Genomic DNA, 17,365 nt, shown 5'->3' on the forward strand with positions numbered 1-17,365 from the left:
GATAGGCAATACGTAAGGAAAAATGGCATTGAATCGCGTCGGCGACACATCATTACTCCTGGGGCCTGCGGATGTTCCCCCGGTCCGCGAATATAATGATTCGGGACGCTCGCCGTTTCTGCTCACTTGTGACCATTACGGACGGCTGATTCCGCAAGCGCTCGGCGATCTCGGATTGCCGGAAAGCGAACTCGTGCGGCACATCGCCTGGGACATCGGCATCGCCGGGGTCGCCGAGATGCTGTCGAAACATCTCGGCGCGCATCTGATCGTGCAGCGCTATTCGCGGCTGGTGATCGACTGCAACCGCCCGCCTGATGTCGCAAGCTCGATCCCACTGATCAGCGAAACCACGACGGTCCCCGGCAATGAAGGCATCGCGCGAGAAGCCGCGGAATTGCGCCGAACGCAGATCTTCGATCCCTATCACCGCCGCATCGGCGAGATCATCGACGCGCGCCGGCAACGGAAGATGCCGACGATACTGGTCTCGCTGCACAGCTTCACGCCTGTCTATGCCGGCATCGCGCGTCCCTGGCACATCGGCACGCTCTATCAGCGCGACAAGCTATTGCCGCCGCTGCTGCTGCAATTGCTGCGCGCGGAGCCTGATCTGGTAGTCGGCGACAACGAACCCTACGCGGTCAGCGATGACACCGACTACACCATCCCCGTTCACGCCGAGGCGCGCGGCCTGATGAACACGGGAATCGAAATCCGGCAGGACCTGATTTCGGATCAGGCCGGTGAGAAAGCGTGGGCCGACCGGCTGGCGCGGATTCTTGGTGAGGTCGAGACGATTTTTCGGTCGCGTCAGGTAATTTAGATTCACGGATCAATCGCATGACCCTTACCCTCCCCTGGAGGGGGAGGGTGAAGCAGCGCTGCCGAACCGTGAATCGTTATGAGGCGGGTATCGAAGCCGACCTATGGCGTGCCCAATTTATCTAGCCGCTCGCGGGCTTCTTGCTGCCGCTGACGTTCGGCGTCGGTTTTCGCGGGCAGTTCGATACACTTTCGATAGTCCGCCGCGGCCCGTTTGGAGTTGCCCATCTCCTCGAACGATGCGGCACGGCCGAACCATGCCAAAGGCCAGCCGGCATTGATGTCTATCGTGCGATCGAAGGCAGCAATGGCTTCGCCGTGATGCCCGATAGCTCTCAACTGATTGCCTCGCTGCATATACAGCGCGGCCACCATCATTCGATCGAGGCGCATGGCACTGTCCATATCGACGGTCGAAAGTTCGCGTTGACCGACGGCTTGATGGGCCATTGCCCTGCCGAAATGCGCCTGCACCAGATCGGGGTCGCGTCCTATGGCTTCGTCGAAATCGCGTATCGCAAGCTGGTGTTCACCTTTGGCGTCGTAGGCCAGGCCCCGTTCCAGATACAGCCCGGCAATATCGGGATTGATGCGGAGCGCGGCGTCGAGATCGGCGATGGCGCGGTCATACTCGCCGCTAACCCTGAGCCCGATGCCTCTGTTGGCGAGCGCATTGAAGTCTGCGGGATTTGACTGAAGGATTTGCGTGCATGAATCGATCCGGCCGGACTGGCAATCTTTTCTGATATCAGCCGCCACGCAGGTCGTTGCGCTGAAAAGGATCAGCAGAACTGTCAGGGATCGGCGGCTAAGGATCTGCGAAGGTCGCACGGGATTTTCTCTTGTGATGAGCGGCAAGAGTACGACAGGCCAGGCGTGCTCACTGTGATTGCGCTCACAGACCTTGAGGGAGAAGCGACATCGAGGGCTCTTCAGGCAACCTAGCCGTGGAGGGCGACGTAATAGGTCAGCCCCGCAAACCCCAGCACCAGCAGCCAAAGGAACCACACGAACGACGCGCGCGGCTCCAGTGTCGCTTCGGACGGATTGGCGGGATTGACCCAGACCTTGACCCTGGCGCCGTCCTGATAAGGCGGCGTGAGTTTTCGCGTCAGCCAGTCCGAGCTCGACGCGACGTTGCTGGAAAGGGTTGCGTGCGTGCCGGTGTAGGACTGGTCGTTGTAGGTGTACGTGTAGAGCACCTTGCGCTGATACATCATCAGCCCGCGCGCCCCGCCGTCGGTTCGCGCGGCGCGGTATTGCTCGAGACCGGACAGCTTGATGATGCCGGATACGACCGGCCATTTCCCGGCGAGCCGTGCCTGCCGGTGCATCGCGAGCGCGAACAGCGCGATCACACTGCCGAACGCGCCGAAGGCAATGACCAATGGCGACGCTGTTGGATGGGCCAGCTTTGTCGAGACGAATTCGCTCAGTTTGTTCAGCCCGATCGCCGAGCCAAACACGATCACGAGCGTGATCGCGGTGCCGATGCCGAGACAGCCCCACAAACCCTTGGGCAGGTCGCGTTCCAGCACCGCTTCCTTTGGATTCCGCGGATTGTAATAGACTGTCACGTCGGCGCCGACCGGATATCTGGCGATGGTCTCGGCGACCTCGAAATTGCCGAGGTCCTCGCCGATGCTGACGCGGTTGTTGCGCAGCGTTTTGCCGGCCACGGAATATTCGTAGATGATGTTGGCGAAGTTGCGCTGCTCGGTGCGATAGCCGCCTTCCCGGTTGCTATCGATCACCCTGACCTCGCGCACCTGGGCGTGCGAGGCCACGATCTTGCCGGCGGCCGCCGGCCATTCGCGGGCGGCGCGCACCTGCAGCGTCTTGTAGACGGCGGCGCCCAGCAGCAGCCCGAGCGGCGCGAGCAGCATCGCAAAGACGAACCAGGGCAGATCGGGCACGGAGATTTTCCTCAGACGACGGCGCGTTGCATTAGACGCGCCATCGCCGCCCGCGGTTCAAGCGTGCTATTTCGCCCGGGTCAGCGCCAGCCAGATGCCGCCGCCGATCATGAAGCCGCCTGAGATCCGCGACACCAGCCGTGTGCGCTCCGCCGAGAAGAAAAGCCGGGCCCGGCCGGCGAGCAGCGCATAGACCGCGTCGGTCATGGCGGCAGTCACCATGAACGTCGCGCCGAGCAGCGCCACTTGCGGGAAGTGGTCCTGCTTCATGTCCATGAACTGCGGAATGAAGGCGCCGAAGAACACCAGCACCTTGGGGTTCGAGAGCAGCACCAGGAAGCCCTGTAGGAAGAAGCCGCCGCGCGGCGGCGGTGGCGGTTCGTCTGACTTGATGCCCTCCACCGGCTCACGAACCAGCTTGATGCCGAGCCAGATCAGATAGGCCGCACCGGCGAAACGCACCCAGTCGAACCAGTAGCCCATCGTCGCCATCAGCGAGGTCAGGCCGACCGCGACGATGCCGATCACGATGGCAAGGCCGACCTGGGCGCCGGCGACATTGATCAGCGCCGCGCGGGTGCCGTGGCGCAGGCCGTTGGCGATGATGAGCGTGACCACCGGACCCGGCAGCAACGCCAGCGCGATGCAGGCAGCGACGAAAGCGAGATAGACCTGGAGGGACATGGGGAACTCGGGGTGGGAGGGAGCTTACGCCATTTATGCACGTGAACGGGGGAGATGGAAGCGGTGCAATTCTTCCTTCTCCCCTTGTGGGAGAAGGGAAGAAGAGCAACCTGACCATCCCCCCCATCGCAACCTCCAACCAACGCGCCAAAACCACGCCCTTGACATGCAACCATTTGGTTGCCTATTATCCCCACCATGGATGAAGTCTTCCGAGCGCTTGCCGACGCCTCGCGACGCGCGTTGCTGGACAGGCTTCATGCCAGGAACGGACAGACACTGAGCGAACTGTGCGACGGCCTCGCCATGACGCGGCAGGCCGTGACAAAGCACCTCGGGATTCTCGAAGCGGCCAACCTCGTCACCACGCTCAGGCATGGCCGCGAGAAGCTGCACTATCTGAATCCGGTTCCGATCCATCAGATCGGCGAACGCTGGATCAGAAAATTCGAGCGCAACAAGCTCACCGCGCTCAGCGAATTGAAACGGCAACTGGAGAAGCGTGATGAGTAAGGTGGAATTCGTCGCCCGCCTCGGCATCGAGGGCGTGCCATGAACATCGACAAATTCAAACCCGCGATCGTCTACACCATCTACATCGCTGCCACGCCGGAGAAGGTTTGGCAGGCGCTGACATCGGCCGAGCTCAGCCGGCAGTATTTTTCCGGCTTTGCGATCGAGGCCGACCTGAAGATCGGCGGCGCTTTCATCGCCCGCGCGCCTGACGGTTCGGTGCATATCAGCGGCGAGGTGATCGAATGCGATCCGCCACGGAAATTGACCGTAACCTGGAACGTCAACTGGCCGGCACTGGTGGAAAAACTCGGGCCCACGCTCGTGACCTACGAGATCGAGCTGTCGGGCGAGGTGGTGAAGCTGACGATGCTGCAATCGCACGACCGCGCCATCAGCGACGACATCCTCTCCGGCGGCCGCCAGGGCTGGCCGGCGATCCTCTCCAGCCTCAAGAGCGTGCTGGAGACGGGTCAGCCGCTCGCGATCAAGATGGCGCCGCCGCAGCGCATGCTGGACGCGCTGAAGGCGATGGGGATCGGGACGCCGTAGTGCCGGCACACAATGTCGTCGTCCCCACGAACTTCCTTTGTCGTCCCGGCGAACGCCGGGACCCATACGCCGCGGCCGTTGTTGTTAGAAAGGGAAGATAACAACCACCGTCCAGAATAATGATCGCCGGTGGTTATGGGTCCTGCGTTCGCAGCGACGACGGTGGAGTTTGGCGCTATCCTGGTGCCACACCACACGCCCTCCCCCATCACCCGCCCTGATTGCGATAGCCGAACAGAGTCTGTAGGGTCGCTCCGAGGGATTCCCATAGAAGCCATTTGAAAACTGCCGGCCCGGCTTGTCGCAAGGGGCATTTGCCATCCCTCCGGCGGACGGAGCGGCACACGATTACCGCACATTACTAGTTAAAAATGAAACTGTCTGATTCGAGCGCGAAAATTACGGACCGATGAGCCTGCGCACCCGGCTACTGATACTCGTTATCGCGGCCATGCTGGTGCCGGCCATCCTCGTGGGACTGCGCTTCGCCCAAAATCGCACCAGCGAGATCAACGCGGCGCTCGCCAATTTGTCGGCTACGGCCGACGATATTTCCAAGGATCTGGACGAGAAAATTCAGGGCACGGCGCAGCTTCACTATGGCCTGGCCCGCGCCCGCGACCTCGACACGTCAGACAAGGTGGCGTGTTCGGCCTTCCTCTCCGCGGTGCGCGAGGAATACCCGCAATTCACCGGCATTCTGACCATCACGCCTGACGGCGCCCTGTTCTGCGACTCGCTGCGGACCAACCGCACCCTCGACTTGCGGGACCGCGCCTATTTCAAGCAGGCCCTGACGGCGCACGGTATCGTCACGCTGGAGCCCGTATTCGGCCGGCTGACCGGGACCTCCGTGTTGCAGATCGCGTACCCCACTCGCACGGAATCCGGCGAGCTGAAATTCATCCTGCTCGCTTCGTTCAACTTGCGCAAATTCGCCGAATACGACACGCGCCTCCTGAACGGCAAAGACGTGTTGCTGGTTGACAGGAAAGGCACCGTCCTGGTTGCCCCGCAGGGGAAGGGATGGACCGAGCCCGCCGGTGCATCGATCGCAAACTCGGATCTGTTCCGGTTTGCGGCCGCAGCTGACCGAGGGCCGTTCCACGAGATGAAGGACGCTGAGGGCCGGACGCATGTGTGGGCCATCGCCCGCTCGCCTTCGACCCGGGATGCCGGCCTCTATATCATGGTGGGATTACCCAAGGACGGCCTGTTTGCCACCGCCAACCGCCGCCTCTACGAGGATCTGGCGATGCTTGCGGTGGCCTCGCTGCTGCTGCTTGCCGGCGTATTGCTGCTGGCGACTTTGGGTGTCGGCCGTCAGGTCGGACGGCTCGCCGGGATGGCGCGGAGGCTCGGACTTGGCGACTTGAGCGCGCGGATTCCCGAGCCGCATCCAGGCGGCGAACTGGGCGGGCTGATGACGCTGCTCAACGGCACCGCCGAGTCGCTCGAGCGGCAGCGCGCCGCCATCGACGAGCTCAATCAAAAGCTCAGCCAATCCCAGAAGATGGAGGCGATGGGTCAACTCACCGGCGGCGTCGCGCACGATTTCAACAATCTCCTGACCGTCATCCTGGGCAACGCGGAATACCTCGCCGAGAAGCTGGCCGCGAACCGGGAACTGCACAGCATCGCCGACAGCATCGCAACCGCCGCCGAGCGCGGCTCGGACCTCACAAGGAGCCTGCTCGCCTTCGCCCGCAAGCAGCCCTTGACGCCGCAGGACATCGACATCGGCCAGAAAATTCTCGGCATGGAACAGTTGCTGCGGCGGACCCTGGGTGAACATATCGAATGCGAATTCCTGCTCGATCGGGACTTGTGGCGCGCCAGCGTCGATCCCGGTCAATTGGCGTCCGCGCTGCTCAATCTGGTGCTCAACGCGCGCGATGCGATGCCGCAGGGCGGCAAGCTGACGGTCGAGGTCCGCAATATCGCGCTCGAGGAATCCGACCTCGACGTCAATGGCGAGGCCCGGCCCGGCGAGTACGTCAAGGTGGCCGTGACCGATACCGGCAGCGGCATGATTGCCGAAGTGGCCAGCCGCGCCTTCGAGCCGTTCTTTACCACCAAGGAGGTGGGCAAAGGCACGGGCCTCGGCCTCAGCATGGTCTATGGGTTTGCAAAACAATCCGGCGGCGCGATGCAAATACGCTCCGAGCCGGGACGTGGCACCGCCGTCAGGCTTTTCTTCCCCCGCATCAATGCGCCGCACAGAGGCGCCGCGCCGCCCGCTGACCAGCTCGCCACGCATGCCGGCACCGAGACCATTCTCGTTGTCGAGGACAATGATCTGGTGCGTGCGTATGTTGCAAAGGAGCTGAAGGAGCTTGGCTATCGCGTCATCGTGACACGCAACGGGCGCGAGGCGCTGGAGGTATTGCGCCAACGCAGCGAGATCGATCTGCTGTTTACGGATGTCGTGATGCCCGGCGGCATGTTCGGACCGGAGCTTGCCAGGGAAGCATCGCGGCTGCGGCCCGAACTCAAGATACTCTTCACCTCCGGCTACACCGAACATCCCGTCCAGCCGCTCGACGGCCTCGACAGTGAAGCGAAAATTCTGAACAAGCCGTACCGGCGAAACGACCTGGCGCTGATGCTGAGGTTGGTGCTGAAGGGGGGTTGAGCGGCTAGAGCATGATCCGGAAAAGTGGGAACCGGTTTTCCCTCGCGACAAACGCGCAGCGTTTGCGCGGAGATCATGCTCAAACAAAAAGCTAGAGCGGGATGATGAAGCGAAGAGAAATCATCACGCTCTAGGAGGACAGCAGCAGGAAGACCACGACAAGATTTGCCACGAACAGTATCGCGTCGATGACAAAGATCCGGAGCATCGGGCCCTTCAACACGGGCCAGTATGCCACCCCGACGCGTCCCCCGCGCATCAGGACCGGAAGGTTATAGGCGAACTGACTGAAGTGACACGCGGCAAAGAACAGGAATAACGCAAGCTGCGCGTCAGTGGCCCCAAAGAAGGGCGGCCGGGCCAGCAGATACAGCGACAAAAGGGCGATTGGCAGATTGATCCCGCCCAGGAACGCCACGCTGGCCGACAAGGTCGGCGCGATCGGGTTTCCGCGCTCCTCCCGGGGCAGCAGTATTTTCAGCGTATTGCTCTGGGCAATGCTGAACTGGATGAAGGCGCCGCCGAACCAGAGTGTGTTGAGAAGCAGAACGAAATCCGAAAATCGCATCGTTACTTTCCGTACATGGCTATTTTCCGTAGAAGGCCTCGCTGCGCACCACACGGCCGGCAGCGTCGAAGTCCATGAACTCGCTGGCGCGCGTGTCGCCCAGTTGCCACCAGACCGTCAGGCGCGCGATCGTGTCGTCCCAGCTCCAGCTCAGGATTTTCAGATCCGCGCTCTCGATGTGTCCGTATGCCTTGCGCCAATAGGCGCGAATGTTCTCAAGCCCCGCGACCACAGGGGAATCCGTCAGTTTGATCGCCAACGGGGAGCGCATCTCCGCGTTGTCGGCAAAGTGCGACACGACAGCGTCGATATCAACCTTGCACCAGTTGGCGCACCACGCCTCGACAAAGCGTCCGGCGGCTGCCCGGTCCATCGTCTGTTTGCTCAAGCTCCCGCACCTCCCCGGCATCACTGCAGAGAAAGTTGTCACGGCACGATCTTCAAGTCAACTATGTTGACCTTAGAAATCAATTGTTGTCGGCGATAGCCCCCATGACGGCCATCCATGCGGCAGCGCCACGCGGGCCAACACGATCAAACGCCTCGCTCACGACCTTGCGCTCGTAGTCCGATGCCCGTTGTTCCGTGCGTTTTCCCGCTTCGGTCAGCCGCAGCAGCTTGGAGCGATGCTGCTCGGGCGACCGCCTCGAGGTCAGCATCTTGCGCTCCAGCAGCAGGTTGAGCGGCCGGTTCAAGGCTTGTTTGGATATGCCGAGAATCTCGATCAGCGAGCCGATCGAGACGTCGGGCTGCCTGGCAACCACGTAGAGAATGCGGTGGTGCGGGCGTGACAGGCCAAGGGTCGCAAGATACTGATCGGCGGAAAGCGTCATCCCGCGCCAGCCGTAGTACATCAGCTCCAGCGCCGCGTCCAAATCATGGAGCTTCTTGAGCGAGGCGCGGTGCAAGCCCGCGGCGTGAGGCACAGTTTTTTGCATTTTCCTACCGCATGGAATTGATCGAACAGACTTACCCCAACGCCCTTAGTTCGCGTCGCAGCACCTTGCCGGTCGCGGTCATCGGGAGGCTTTCCGCGAACTGCACGAAGCGCGGATATTCGTGGGCGGCGAGTTGTACCTTGACGAATTCCTGGATCTCACGGGCCAGCGCGTCGCTGGGCGCAAAGCCCGGACGCAGCACGATCCAGGCCTTGATCGACTCGGTGCGGATCGGATCGGGAATGCCGACCACCGCCGACATCGCCACCGCCGGGTGCTTCATCAACGTGTGCTCGATCTCCGACGGCCCGACGCGATAGCCGGCCGTGGTGATGACGTCGTCCTCGCGGCTGACATACCAGAAGTAACCGTCCTCATCCTGCACGCCGAGATCGCCGGTCAGCAGAAATTCGCCGGCGTATTTTTTCGCGGTCGCTTCCGGATTGCGCCAATATTCGATCATGGTGCAGGGACAAGGCTGGCGAACGCCGATGACGCCGCGGGTACCACGCGGCAGCTCCTCGCCCTGGTCGTCGACGATGCGCACGTCAAAACCGGGCGTCGCCCGGCCCATTGAACCCGGCCGGATCGGAAACAGTTTGGAATTGCTGCCGATCACGAGATTGCATTCGGTCTGGCCGAACACTTCATGGGCATCGACGCCGAAAGTCGCGCGCACCCAGTCGAGCAGTTCGCCGCCGAGCGACTCGCCGCCGGTGAAGATGCTGCGAAGGTTTACGCCCGGATTCTTCACGCCGGCCTGCCGCATCAGTTTCAGCGCCGTCGGCGGCAGGAACACGTTGCGGATGCCGTGCTCGGCCATGACCGCCATCGCCGCCTGCGGTTCGAATTTGCGCGCGCGGTGCCCGACCAGCGGCACGCCGTGATACCAGAACGCAAACAGGCCGTTGATCAGCCCGCCGATCCAGGCCCAGTCCGCCGGCGTCCACATCAGGTCGCCGGGTTTCGGAATGAAGTCGTGGCACATCTCGACATTGGGCAGATGGCCGAGCACAACGCGATGCGCGTGCAGCGCGCCCTTGGGATTTCCCGTGGTGCCCGAGGTGTAGATGATCAGGCCGGGATCGTCGGCCGACGTATCGACGGTCGTAAAATCCGGTGATGCGGCTTTCAACGAAGACCAGAACGGCTTGGTGCCCGCGGGCGCACGGTCGCCGATCACATAGATGGTCTTCAGCTCGGGCAGACGGTCGCAGATCTTTGCGAGCTTGTCCCAGCCGGCCTCGTCGGTGATGACAGCTTTGGCCTCGGAATTGGAGAGACGAAATTCCAGCGCGTCCTCGCCGAACAGCGCGAACAGGGGAATCGAGATCAGGCCGGAGCGAAACGCCGCCAGATGCGCGATCGGCAATTCCAGCGATTGCGACAGGAACACCGCGACGCGGTCGCCGCGCACAAGGCCATCGGCGTCAAGCACATTGGCGAAGCGGCGCGACATGTCCGCGACCTCGTCGAACGAGGTCCGCGTCGCTGTGCCGTCCTCGTCGATATAGATCAGCGCAAGGCGGCCAGTGCCATCGGCATGACGGTCGCAGCACGCGGTCGCGATGTTGAACCGCGCCGGGATGTCCCAGCGGAAGTTGCGGTAGAGCTCGTCATAGGTGGCGGCTTCGGTGAGCATGATGGAGAGCGGCCCTCGAATTTTTCGTCGTCCCGGCGAACGCCGGGACCCATACGCCGCGGCGGGTATTGTTGGAGAAGGAAGACAACGACCAGCGAGTTAAACAAATACGGCCGGTGGCTATGGGTCCCGGCTTTCGCCGGGACGACAGCCAATGACACTCACCCCGCGAGCGCCGCCTTCACCAATCCGCTGGCTTTACCAAAATCCATCTGGCCGGCGTATTTCGCCTTCAGCACCGCGATCACCTTGCCCATGTCCTTCATGCCGGCGGCGCCGGTTTCAGTGACCGCGGCCGATATCGCCGCCTTGACGTCGTCCTCCGACATCTGCTTCGGCAGGTAAGCCGAGATGACCGCGATCTCCTCGCGCTCCTGCGCGGCGAGTTCGGCGCGGCCGCCCTTGTCGTAGAGCTCGACGGATTCCTGGCGCTGCTTGATCATCTTCTGGAACACGCCGAGCAGGTCGGCATCGCTGAGCGGCGGCTTGCCCTCCCCGCGTGCGGCGATGTCGGCGTTCTTGATGGTCGAATTGACCATGCGCAGCGTGGACAGCTTGCGCTCGTCCTTGGCCCGCATCGCGTCCTTGACCGCATTGTTGATGTCGTCGCGCAGCATGTTCGTATCCTTTGGCTTTCAGAGCCCTGATCTAGGCGTTTCGCGCCGGCAGAACAACCATAGCGTTTTCGAGCGAAGTGGAGACCGGTTCGCGTCAAGAGAACGCGTCAAAACAAGAATCTAGTTCCGCAGCCATTCCGTCAGCGCGTCGGCCGTCTCCTGCGGCGCTTCCACCTGTGGCAGGTGACCGCAATTGGCCAGCACCACCAGTTTGGCCCCGGGAATGCCGCTCGCCATCTCCATCGAGAGCGAGTTCGGGATGGTGTTGTCCTGGTCGCCGGTCAGCACCAGCGTCGGACATCTGATCCACGCCAGCGTGGGGCGCGAATCCGGCCGCCCGATCACGGCGGTCTGCTGGCGGACGAACGCCTCCGGCCCGATATCGTCGCCCATGTCATGGACAAGCTGGCGCAACGCGGCATCGCCCTGCCGCGACGGATGCACAAAGCCGGGAAACAGCTCGTCGAGCACGGCGCGGTATTCGCCGCCTTTTGCACGGGCGATCATGCCCTGGCGGCGGGTCGTCGCCTCGCCGGTGTCGGGCCGCGCCTGGGTGCTGATCAGCGCCAGCTTCGCCACCCGCTCGGGCGCCTGCCGCATGATCTCGAAGGCGATGTAGCCGCCCATGGAATGCCCGGCGAGCGCAAAGCGCGGCGGCGCCTCGGCCAGTATCCGCCGCGCGATCGCGCCCATATTGTCGTCGCGCTTGTGATTGGCGACCGTCACGGGTCCCAACTGCCACAGGGCCGGCACCACGGGCCCAAACAGCCGCGGCGAGCATGCAAGACCCGGAACGAGCAGGATCGGCATCGTATTGTCCATGCGGACTCCTGATTGGGCGCCTTGGGGTGAAAAGCGGCCCTAGCTACTTGTTTTGACGCGTTTTCTTGACGCGAACCGGCGTCCACTTCGCTCGAAAACGCTGTGAAATGGGAACTCCAGATTAGGCCGGTGGCACAGCCTGTCAAATATGCAGTGAAACGCGTGTGAATCCGCGTTTTTGGGGGTTCACGCGGCCGGGTACGCCGACTATGTAATGCGCTCATGACAATCCCTGAAAACTCGTCAGCCTGGCCGGACCTCAAACCGACCGCGCTCCTCGTGCTCGCCGATGGCACCGTGCTGGAAGGCTTTGGCCTCGGCGCGGAAGGCCAGGCCGTCGGCGAAGTCTGCTTCAACACCGCGATGACCGGTTATGAGGAGATCCTCACCGATCCCTCCTATGCCGGGCAGCTCATCACCTTCACCTTCCCGCATATCGGCAATGTCGGCACCAACGACGAGGATATCGAAACGGTGAACATGGCGGCAACGCCGGGCGCGCGCGGCGTCATCCTGCGTTCGGCCATTACCGATCCCTCGAACTACCGCTCGGCCAAACATCTCGACGCCTGGCTCAAGGCGCGCGGCATCATCGGCCTTTCCGGCATCGACACCCGCGCGCTGACCGCGCTGATCCGCTCCAAGGGCATGCCGAATGCCGTGATCGCGCACGCCAAGGACGGCAAGTTCGACCTGCACGGCCTCAAGGAAGAAGCGCGCGAATGGCCCGGCCTCGAAGGCATGGACCTGGTGCCGATGGTGACTTCCGCCCAGCGCTTCACCTGGGACGAGACGCCGTGGGCCTGGGAAAAGGGCTTTGGCCGCCAGACCGCGCCCGAATTCAACGTGGTCGCGATCGATTACGGCATCAAGCGCAACATCCTGCGGCTGCTCGCCGGCGAGGGCTGCAAGATCACCGTGGTGCCGGCGACGACATCAGCCGAAGACATTCTGGCGATGAAGCCGGACGGCGTGTTTCTCTCTAACGGCCCCGGCGATCCCGCCGCGACCGGCAAATACGCGGTGCCTGTGATCAAGCAGGTGATCGCTTCGGGCACGCCGACCTTCGGCATCTGCCTCGGCCACCAGATGCTGGGCCTCGCCGTCGGCGCCAGGACCAAGAAGATGCATCAGGGCCATCACGGCGCCAATCATCCGGTCAAGGACGAGACCACCGGCAAGGTGGAAATCACGTCCATGAACCACGGCTTTGCGGTGGACGAAAAGACCCTGCCGAAGGGCGCCACCCAAACCCACATCTCGCTGTTCGACGGCTCCAATTGCGGCATCCAGCTCGACGGCAAGCCGGTGTTCTCGGTGCAGTACCACCCGGAAGCCTCACCCGGCCCGCGGGATTCGCATTATCTGTTCAAGCGGTTCGCCGATTTGATGCGGGCGAACAAGAAGGCGTAGCCCGCACTCCCCTTTCCTTCATCATCATGCCCGGGCTCGTCCCGGGCATTGTTTTTTGTGAGTGCGAGGATGACTCGGGGCATGACGAGATATCATGTGACGAATGGCCTGTTGCCGCGCTATCTGCTATAGTATGATCATCGACATTCAAAGTAAGGAATGAGCACCATGGACAGCTCCGCCGCCCCCAAGGTCGAATACGGCGTGACGCCGACTGATGTGATGGCGTCGATGACGGGTCTTGAGTTCGTCCGCGCGATCTTCGAGGGCAAACTGCCGGCGCCGCCGATCATGGAGAATGTCGAGCCGTTCGATTCCACCGCCGAGAACGGCGTAGTGACCTTTCACAGCGTGCCGGGCTTCCGGCACTACAACCCGATCGGCTCGGTGCATGGCGGCTACGCCGCGATCCTGCTGGATTCCGCGATGGGGCTCGCCGTCCACACCACGCTGCCGGCCGGCACCGGCTACACCACGCTGGAATTCAAGATCTCCTTCATCAAGGGCATGACCAAGGATACCGGCCCTGTGAAGTCGGAAGGCCGCACGCTCAGCGTCGGCCGCCGCGCCGCCACCGCGGAAGCGCGCATCACCGATTCCAAGGGCCGCCTGCTCGCCCACGCCACCACGACCTGCCTGGTGTTTGAAATCCCGACAGCATGAGCCAAGGGAACGCCGGGCGCTGACAGCGGTTGAATCCCGACGTATGGTTTGTACGCGGGAGAACGATCATGTCCGTCGTCAGCGAAGACCTTCAGCCGCTCACCTTCGACTTCGTCGATGACGGCCTGGTGCCGAACAGCAAGATGCCGTTCCTGGTCTACAAGCGCGCGATCGACGTCGACAACGACCATCCCGAAAAGACCATCGAGGGCCTGTTCGGCGCCAATGGCTGGGGCGCGATGTGGCGCAACGGCGTTTATGATTATCTGCACTACCACGCCACCGTGCACGAAGTGCTCGGGGTCGCCCGTGGCAACGCCATCGTGCGGTTCGGCGGCGACAATGGCACGGACCTCGCGATCGCGGCCGGCGACGTCGCGATCCTGCCGGCCGGCACCGGGCATCAATGCCTGTCGTCGAGCGCTGATTTTTCAGTCGTCGGCGCCTATCCGCCCGGCCCGCCTGCAGAAATCACGCGCGCGACGCCGGAGAACCACGCCAAGGCGTTGAAGACAATTCCAAACGTGAAGCTGCCGAAGTCCGATCCGGTGATGGGGGCAAATGGTCCGCTGGTAAAACTGTGGAAGCGCGGGTGATACTGCGGTTCGAACGGGATTGCGACGATTTGTCCTGTGTCGTCTGGGGTACGATTATCTGGCACAAAATGCATAGACGGTGCGCGCCACCGTTCGCGAAGACGCAGATCGGCGCAGCTAGAGATACGCCGTATAGGAACTGATCCACACCAGGATCGACGCAAGAAGGCCGATCACGCCCGCCTTCTCGGAAAATGCAGTTGCACTGCCGGACATTCCCAGACGAAGCGACTCCCGGCTCATCCCGTCAGGGATCGAGATCTCCGCCGGAAACACCGTCGCCCCGCCGAACGTATTGGTGCGCGCCAGCGTTCCCGACACAGCGATCTGCCCCTGGCCGATGCCCCTCGGAATGGCGGTGATCTTCGCGTGATAGATGCGTCCCGGGACGTTGTCGAAAACGATATCGACAGCGGCGCCCTCCTTGATGGTCTGAAAGCCGTTCTGAGAAAACATTCCAACCAGCGTGATCTCCTTCTCGACGATGAACGACATCGCCGAGTGCAACTGCAGCGCGCGATCACCGACGGTCAAGGCGACGACGGTGACATAGCCGTCGGCCGGCGCACGAATGGTCGTCTGCGACAATTCCCAATTGGCGTTATCGAGCTGCGCCTGTAGCTGCGCCACTGACGTGTTGACGCCGCCGATCTCGGAATCCATCGCGAGCTTGGCGCTCTGCTGCGCGGCCTTGGCGGCGCCGAGCTGCGCCGACACGGTTTCGTACTGGACCTGCTTGTCCTGCGCCTGAAACTGCGAGTTGGCATCATCAGCGGCAAGTGTCTGGATATCGTCGAGCCGCTTCTTGTTGTAGGCGACCTGCGTGGTGAGCCCTGCGACATTCGCCGTCGCTTGCTCGTAATTCGCTTTCAGTATCTCGGTTTGCTGCTTTGCAGCAGCGAGCGACGCCTGCAACTGCGAGACCTTGTATTGAAACGGCGCCGGATCGATTTGAAACAGCACATCGTTGGCTTTGACCGGCACGTTCGGCCTGACCGGAATTGCAACGATTTGTCCTGTCACATTCGGTGTCACTTCCACCACGCGGCCGGTGACCGTCACGCGCCCTGACGGCGTCAGATAATTAAAAAGCGCGAGAAATGCCGCGAGAAGAAATATTCCGACAACGATCGAGACCGTCCCGGACAACCAGCCCCAACGCACCAGTTTGAATTTCGAGAACAAGGCCCACAGCGCGACGAGGTAGAGGCACAAAATAATGACCATGGCTGGTCCTCATTATTGGTTTGTGCTAAATTTGCTCCCGGAGGTAGCTGAAGACACGATTCAACCGTTAGCTTCATTGCTCCTGTTTTTCCAGCATCTTGTTTTGATCCTGCATACGCCGCGAGGCGTTTTATGCAGCCATGCAGCACGTTCTCCCGCATACGCAATCTCTTGCACACGCAATCTCTCTCGCTTCAGAGCGAGAATGCTTTCAAGCCGAGATAGGAGACAGCACCATGTTGACGAAACGCGACCTGCTTCGTTCCGCAGCGCTAGCTGCACTGACAGTTACGACGATGACGCCCATCCCGGCCAATGCGCAGGCCAAAGCCGAATGGCCTGACATCCGCGAGGCCAAGGCCATCGCCGAAGAAGGCTTCATCTATGGCCTTCCCATCGTAATGAACTACGCTGTCATGTACGAGTATTCGGTCGACAGGAATTCGGGGCAATTCAAGGCACCGTTCAATCAGATTAAAAACGAGGCGCGCGTCTTTACCTACAAGGACACCTCGATCGTCACCCCCAACAGCGATACACCCTATTCCTTCCTCTGGATGGATCTGCGCGCGGAGCCGATGGTGTTGTCGGTGCCGGCGGTGGAAAAGGGCCGCTACTACGCGGTGCAACTTGAAGACGGCAATACCTACAATTACGGCTACATCGGCAGCCGCGCGACCGGTACCGAAGCGGGCGACTACATGGTCGCCGGCCCGGGTTGGAACGGTACGCCCCCGCCTGGCATCAAGAAGGTATTTCGATCCACGACGCAGTTCTCGGTCGCGGGGTATCGCACCCAGTTGTTCGGTGCGGACGATATGCCCAACGTTGAGAAGGTCCAGGCGGGCTACAAGGCCCAGCCGCTCTCGGCCTATCTGAAGCAACCAACGACGACTGCGGCGGCCGCTATAGACTTCCCCAAGGTCGACAAGGAATTGGTGAAGAAAAACTTCTTTGAGTATCTCGACTTTTCCTTGCAGTTCGCGCCGGCGACGCCGGACGAAGCGGAAATCCGCGCCAAGCTCGCGCGCATCGGCGTCGGCCCCGGCAAGACCTTTGATTTCAAGGACCTCCCGATCGCGCACAAGCTCGAGATCGGCCTTGGCATGAAAGACGGCGAGGAGAAGGTCGACAAGTACCTCGAGAACGGCTTCAAGAATATCAACGGATGGAAGATCGGATCGTTCTTCGGAGATCGCGAGTTTTTCAACGGCAACTGGCTGCTGCGGGCGGCGGCCGCCAAGGGCGGCATCTATGGCAACGACGCCGTGGAAGCCGTGTACCCCTTCACCAAGAATCTGGCCAACGGCGACGTCCTCGATGGCTCCAAGCACAAATACGCGATCACTTTCCCCGCCGGTCAGCTTCCGCCTGTCAATGCGTTCTGGTCGGTGACCATGTACGACGGCAAGAGCCAGTTGCTGATCGAAAACCCGATCAACCGCTACCTGATCAACTCGCCGATGCTATCAGGCATGAAGAAGAATGCCGACGGGTCCCTCACGCTGCATGTTCAAAAGGACGCCCCCGGCGCCGACAAGGAATCCAACTGGCTACCGGCGCCGAACGGACCGATTTACCTGGTGATGCGGCTGTACTGGCCGAAGACCGAAGCGCCGTCCGTCCTGCCCCCGGGCAACGGCACATGGCAGCCGCCAGCGATCGTGGCGACGCAGTAGCGTTGCGGCAGAAAGGCCGCGTGGGACTCGTTGTCACCGTGATCCCGCGCGTGCCCCCGAAACAATCAGCCCAAG

Annotated in this window: 18 protein-coding genes; 8 read left to right on the forward strand and 10 right to left on the reverse strand. The window is 61.9% G+C overall.

Annotated features, from left to right (window positions below; all coding sequences use genetic code 11):
• The first annotated feature begins 22 nt into the window (after positions 1-22).
• Positions 23-826, forward strand: coding sequence for an N-formylglutamate amidohydrolase (locus tag JQ611_RS32325; RefSeq protein WP_212390178.1), 804 nt, complete (start codon positions 23-25; stop codon positions 824-826).
• A 101-nt stretch (positions 827-927) separates the two neighbouring features.
• Here the strand turns inward: JQ611_RS32325 and JQ611_RS32330 are convergent, their stop codons facing one another.
• The 3 genes from JQ611_RS32330 to JQ611_RS32340 all read right to left on the reverse strand — a co-directional run bounded on the left by JQ611_RS32330 (position 928) and on the right by JQ611_RS32340 (position 3,425).
• Positions 928-1,656, reverse strand: coding sequence for a tetratricopeptide repeat protein (locus JQ611_RS32330; protein ID WP_212390179.1), 729 nt, complete (start codon positions 1,654-1,656; stop codon positions 928-930).
• 110 nt (positions 1,657-1,766) lie between these two features.
• Positions 1,767-2,741, reverse strand: coding sequence for a DUF3592 domain-containing protein (locus JQ611_RS32335; protein WP_312012298.1), 975 nt, complete (start codon positions 2,739-2,741; stop codon positions 1,767-1,769).
• A 66-nt stretch (positions 2,742-2,807) separates the two neighbouring features.
• Complete coding sequence (locus JQ611_RS32340; protein ID WP_192736723.1) at positions 2,808-3,425, reverse strand: LysE family translocator; 618 nt, start codon at positions 3,423-3,425, stop codon at positions 2,808-2,810.
• 198 nt (positions 3,426-3,623) lie between these two features.
• Between JQ611_RS32340 and JQ611_RS32345 the strand changes: the two genes are divergently transcribed.
• The 3 genes from JQ611_RS32345 (at position 3,624) to JQ611_RS32355 (ending at position 7,125) form a co-directional block, all read left to right on the forward strand.
• Positions 3,624-3,938, forward strand: coding sequence for a helix-turn-helix transcriptional regulator (locus JQ611_RS32345; RefSeq protein WP_212263105.1), 315 nt, complete (start codon positions 3,624-3,626; stop codon positions 3,936-3,938).
• A 39-nt stretch (positions 3,939-3,977) separates the two neighbouring features.
• Positions 3,978-4,490 carry an SRPBCC family protein gene (locus JQ611_RS32350; RefSeq protein WP_212467742.1) on the forward strand — a complete coding sequence of 171 codons (513 nt, stop codon included), beginning with the start codon at positions 3,978-3,980 and terminating at the stop codon, positions 4,488-4,490.
• Between the two features lie 409 nt (positions 4,491-4,899).
• Positions 4,900-7,125, forward strand: coding sequence for an ATP-binding protein (locus JQ611_RS32355; protein WP_212467743.1), 2,226 nt, complete (start codon positions 4,900-4,902; stop codon positions 7,123-7,125).
• 130 nt (positions 7,126-7,255) lie between these two features.
• On the opposite strand, the gene JQ611_RS32360 is transcribed toward JQ611_RS32355, so the two are convergent.
• The 6 genes from JQ611_RS32360 to JQ611_RS32385 form a co-directional block, all read right to left on the reverse strand.
• On the reverse strand, positions 7,256-7,693 hold the full coding sequence (locus tag JQ611_RS32360; protein WP_212414987.1) for a hypothetical protein: 438 nt from the start codon (positions 7,691-7,693) through the stop codon (positions 7,256-7,258).
• Positions 7,694-7,712: 19 nt separating this feature from the next.
• Complete coding sequence (locus JQ611_RS32365) at positions 7,713-8,066, reverse strand: nuclear transport factor 2 family protein (RefSeq protein ID WP_212467763.1); 354 nt, start codon at positions 8,064-8,066, stop codon at positions 7,713-7,715.
• Positions 8,067-8,160: 94 nt separating this feature from the next.
• Positions 8,161-8,631 (reverse strand): MarR family winged helix-turn-helix transcriptional regulator, encoded by a 471-nt coding sequence (locus JQ611_RS32370; RefSeq protein ID WP_212467744.1) that lies wholly within the window; start codon positions 8,629-8,631, stop codon positions 8,161-8,163.
• A gap of 31 nt (positions 8,632-8,662) precedes the next feature.
• Positions 8,663-10,273 carry an acyl-CoA synthetase gene (locus tag JQ611_RS32375; RefSeq protein WP_212467745.1) on the reverse strand — a complete coding sequence of 537 codons (1,611 nt, stop codon included), beginning with the start codon at positions 10,271-10,273 and terminating at the stop codon, positions 8,663-8,665.
• Between the two features lie 161 nt (positions 10,274-10,434).
• Entirely contained in the window at positions 10,435-10,890 is a 456-nt protein-coding gene (locus JQ611_RS32380; protein WP_192736730.1) for a GatB/YqeY domain-containing protein, read from the reverse strand.
• A 120-nt stretch (positions 10,891-11,010) separates the two neighbouring features.
• Positions 11,011-11,712, reverse strand: coding sequence for an alpha/beta fold hydrolase (locus JQ611_RS32385; RefSeq protein ID WP_211998758.1), 702 nt, complete (start codon positions 11,710-11,712; stop codon positions 11,011-11,013).
• A 222-nt stretch (positions 11,713-11,934) separates the two neighbouring features.
• On the opposite strand from JQ611_RS32385, the gene carA reads away from it, so the two are divergent.
• The 3 genes from carA to JQ611_RS32400 all read left to right on the forward strand — a co-directional run bounded on the left by carA (position 11,935) and on the right by JQ611_RS32400 (position 14,384).
• Entirely contained in the window at positions 11,935-13,125 is a 1,191-nt protein-coding gene (gene carA, locus JQ611_RS32390; protein ID WP_212467746.1) for a glutamine-hydrolyzing carbamoyl-phosphate synthase small subunit, read from the forward strand.
• Positions 13,126-13,293: 168 nt separating this feature from the next.
• Positions 13,294-13,788, forward strand: a complete 495-nt coding sequence (locus JQ611_RS32395; RefSeq protein WP_212467747.1) for a PaaI family thioesterase — start codon at positions 13,294-13,296, stop codon at positions 13,786-13,788.
• A gap of 68 nt (positions 13,789-13,856) precedes the next feature.
• Entirely contained in the window at positions 13,857-14,384 is a 528-nt protein-coding gene (locus tag JQ611_RS32400; RefSeq protein WP_212467748.1) for a hypothetical protein, read from the forward strand.
• 117 nt (positions 14,385-14,501) lie between these two features.
• Here JQ611_RS32400 and JQ611_RS32405 read toward each other — a convergent pair whose 3' ends face one another.
• The gene (locus JQ611_RS32405; RefSeq protein WP_212467749.1) at positions 14,502-15,611 is read right to left on the reverse strand and encodes an HlyD family secretion protein; all 1,110 of its coding nucleotides are present in this window, start codon (positions 15,609-15,611) and stop codon (positions 14,502-14,504) included.
• Positions 15,612-15,847: 236 nt separating this feature from the next.
• Here JQ611_RS32405 and JQ611_RS32410 point away from each other — a divergent pair, with 236 nt between their 5' ends.
• Positions 15,848-17,290, forward strand: coding sequence for a DUF1254 domain-containing protein (locus JQ611_RS32410; protein WP_212390188.1), 1,443 nt, complete (start codon positions 15,848-15,850; stop codon positions 17,288-17,290).
• Positions 17,291-17,365: the final 75 nt, after the last annotated feature.

It is taken from the genome of Bradyrhizobium sp. AUGA SZCCT0182 (genome assembly GCF_018130185.1).
Classification (GTDB): domain Bacteria; phylum Pseudomonadota; class Alphaproteobacteria; order Rhizobiales; family Xanthobacteraceae; genus Bradyrhizobium.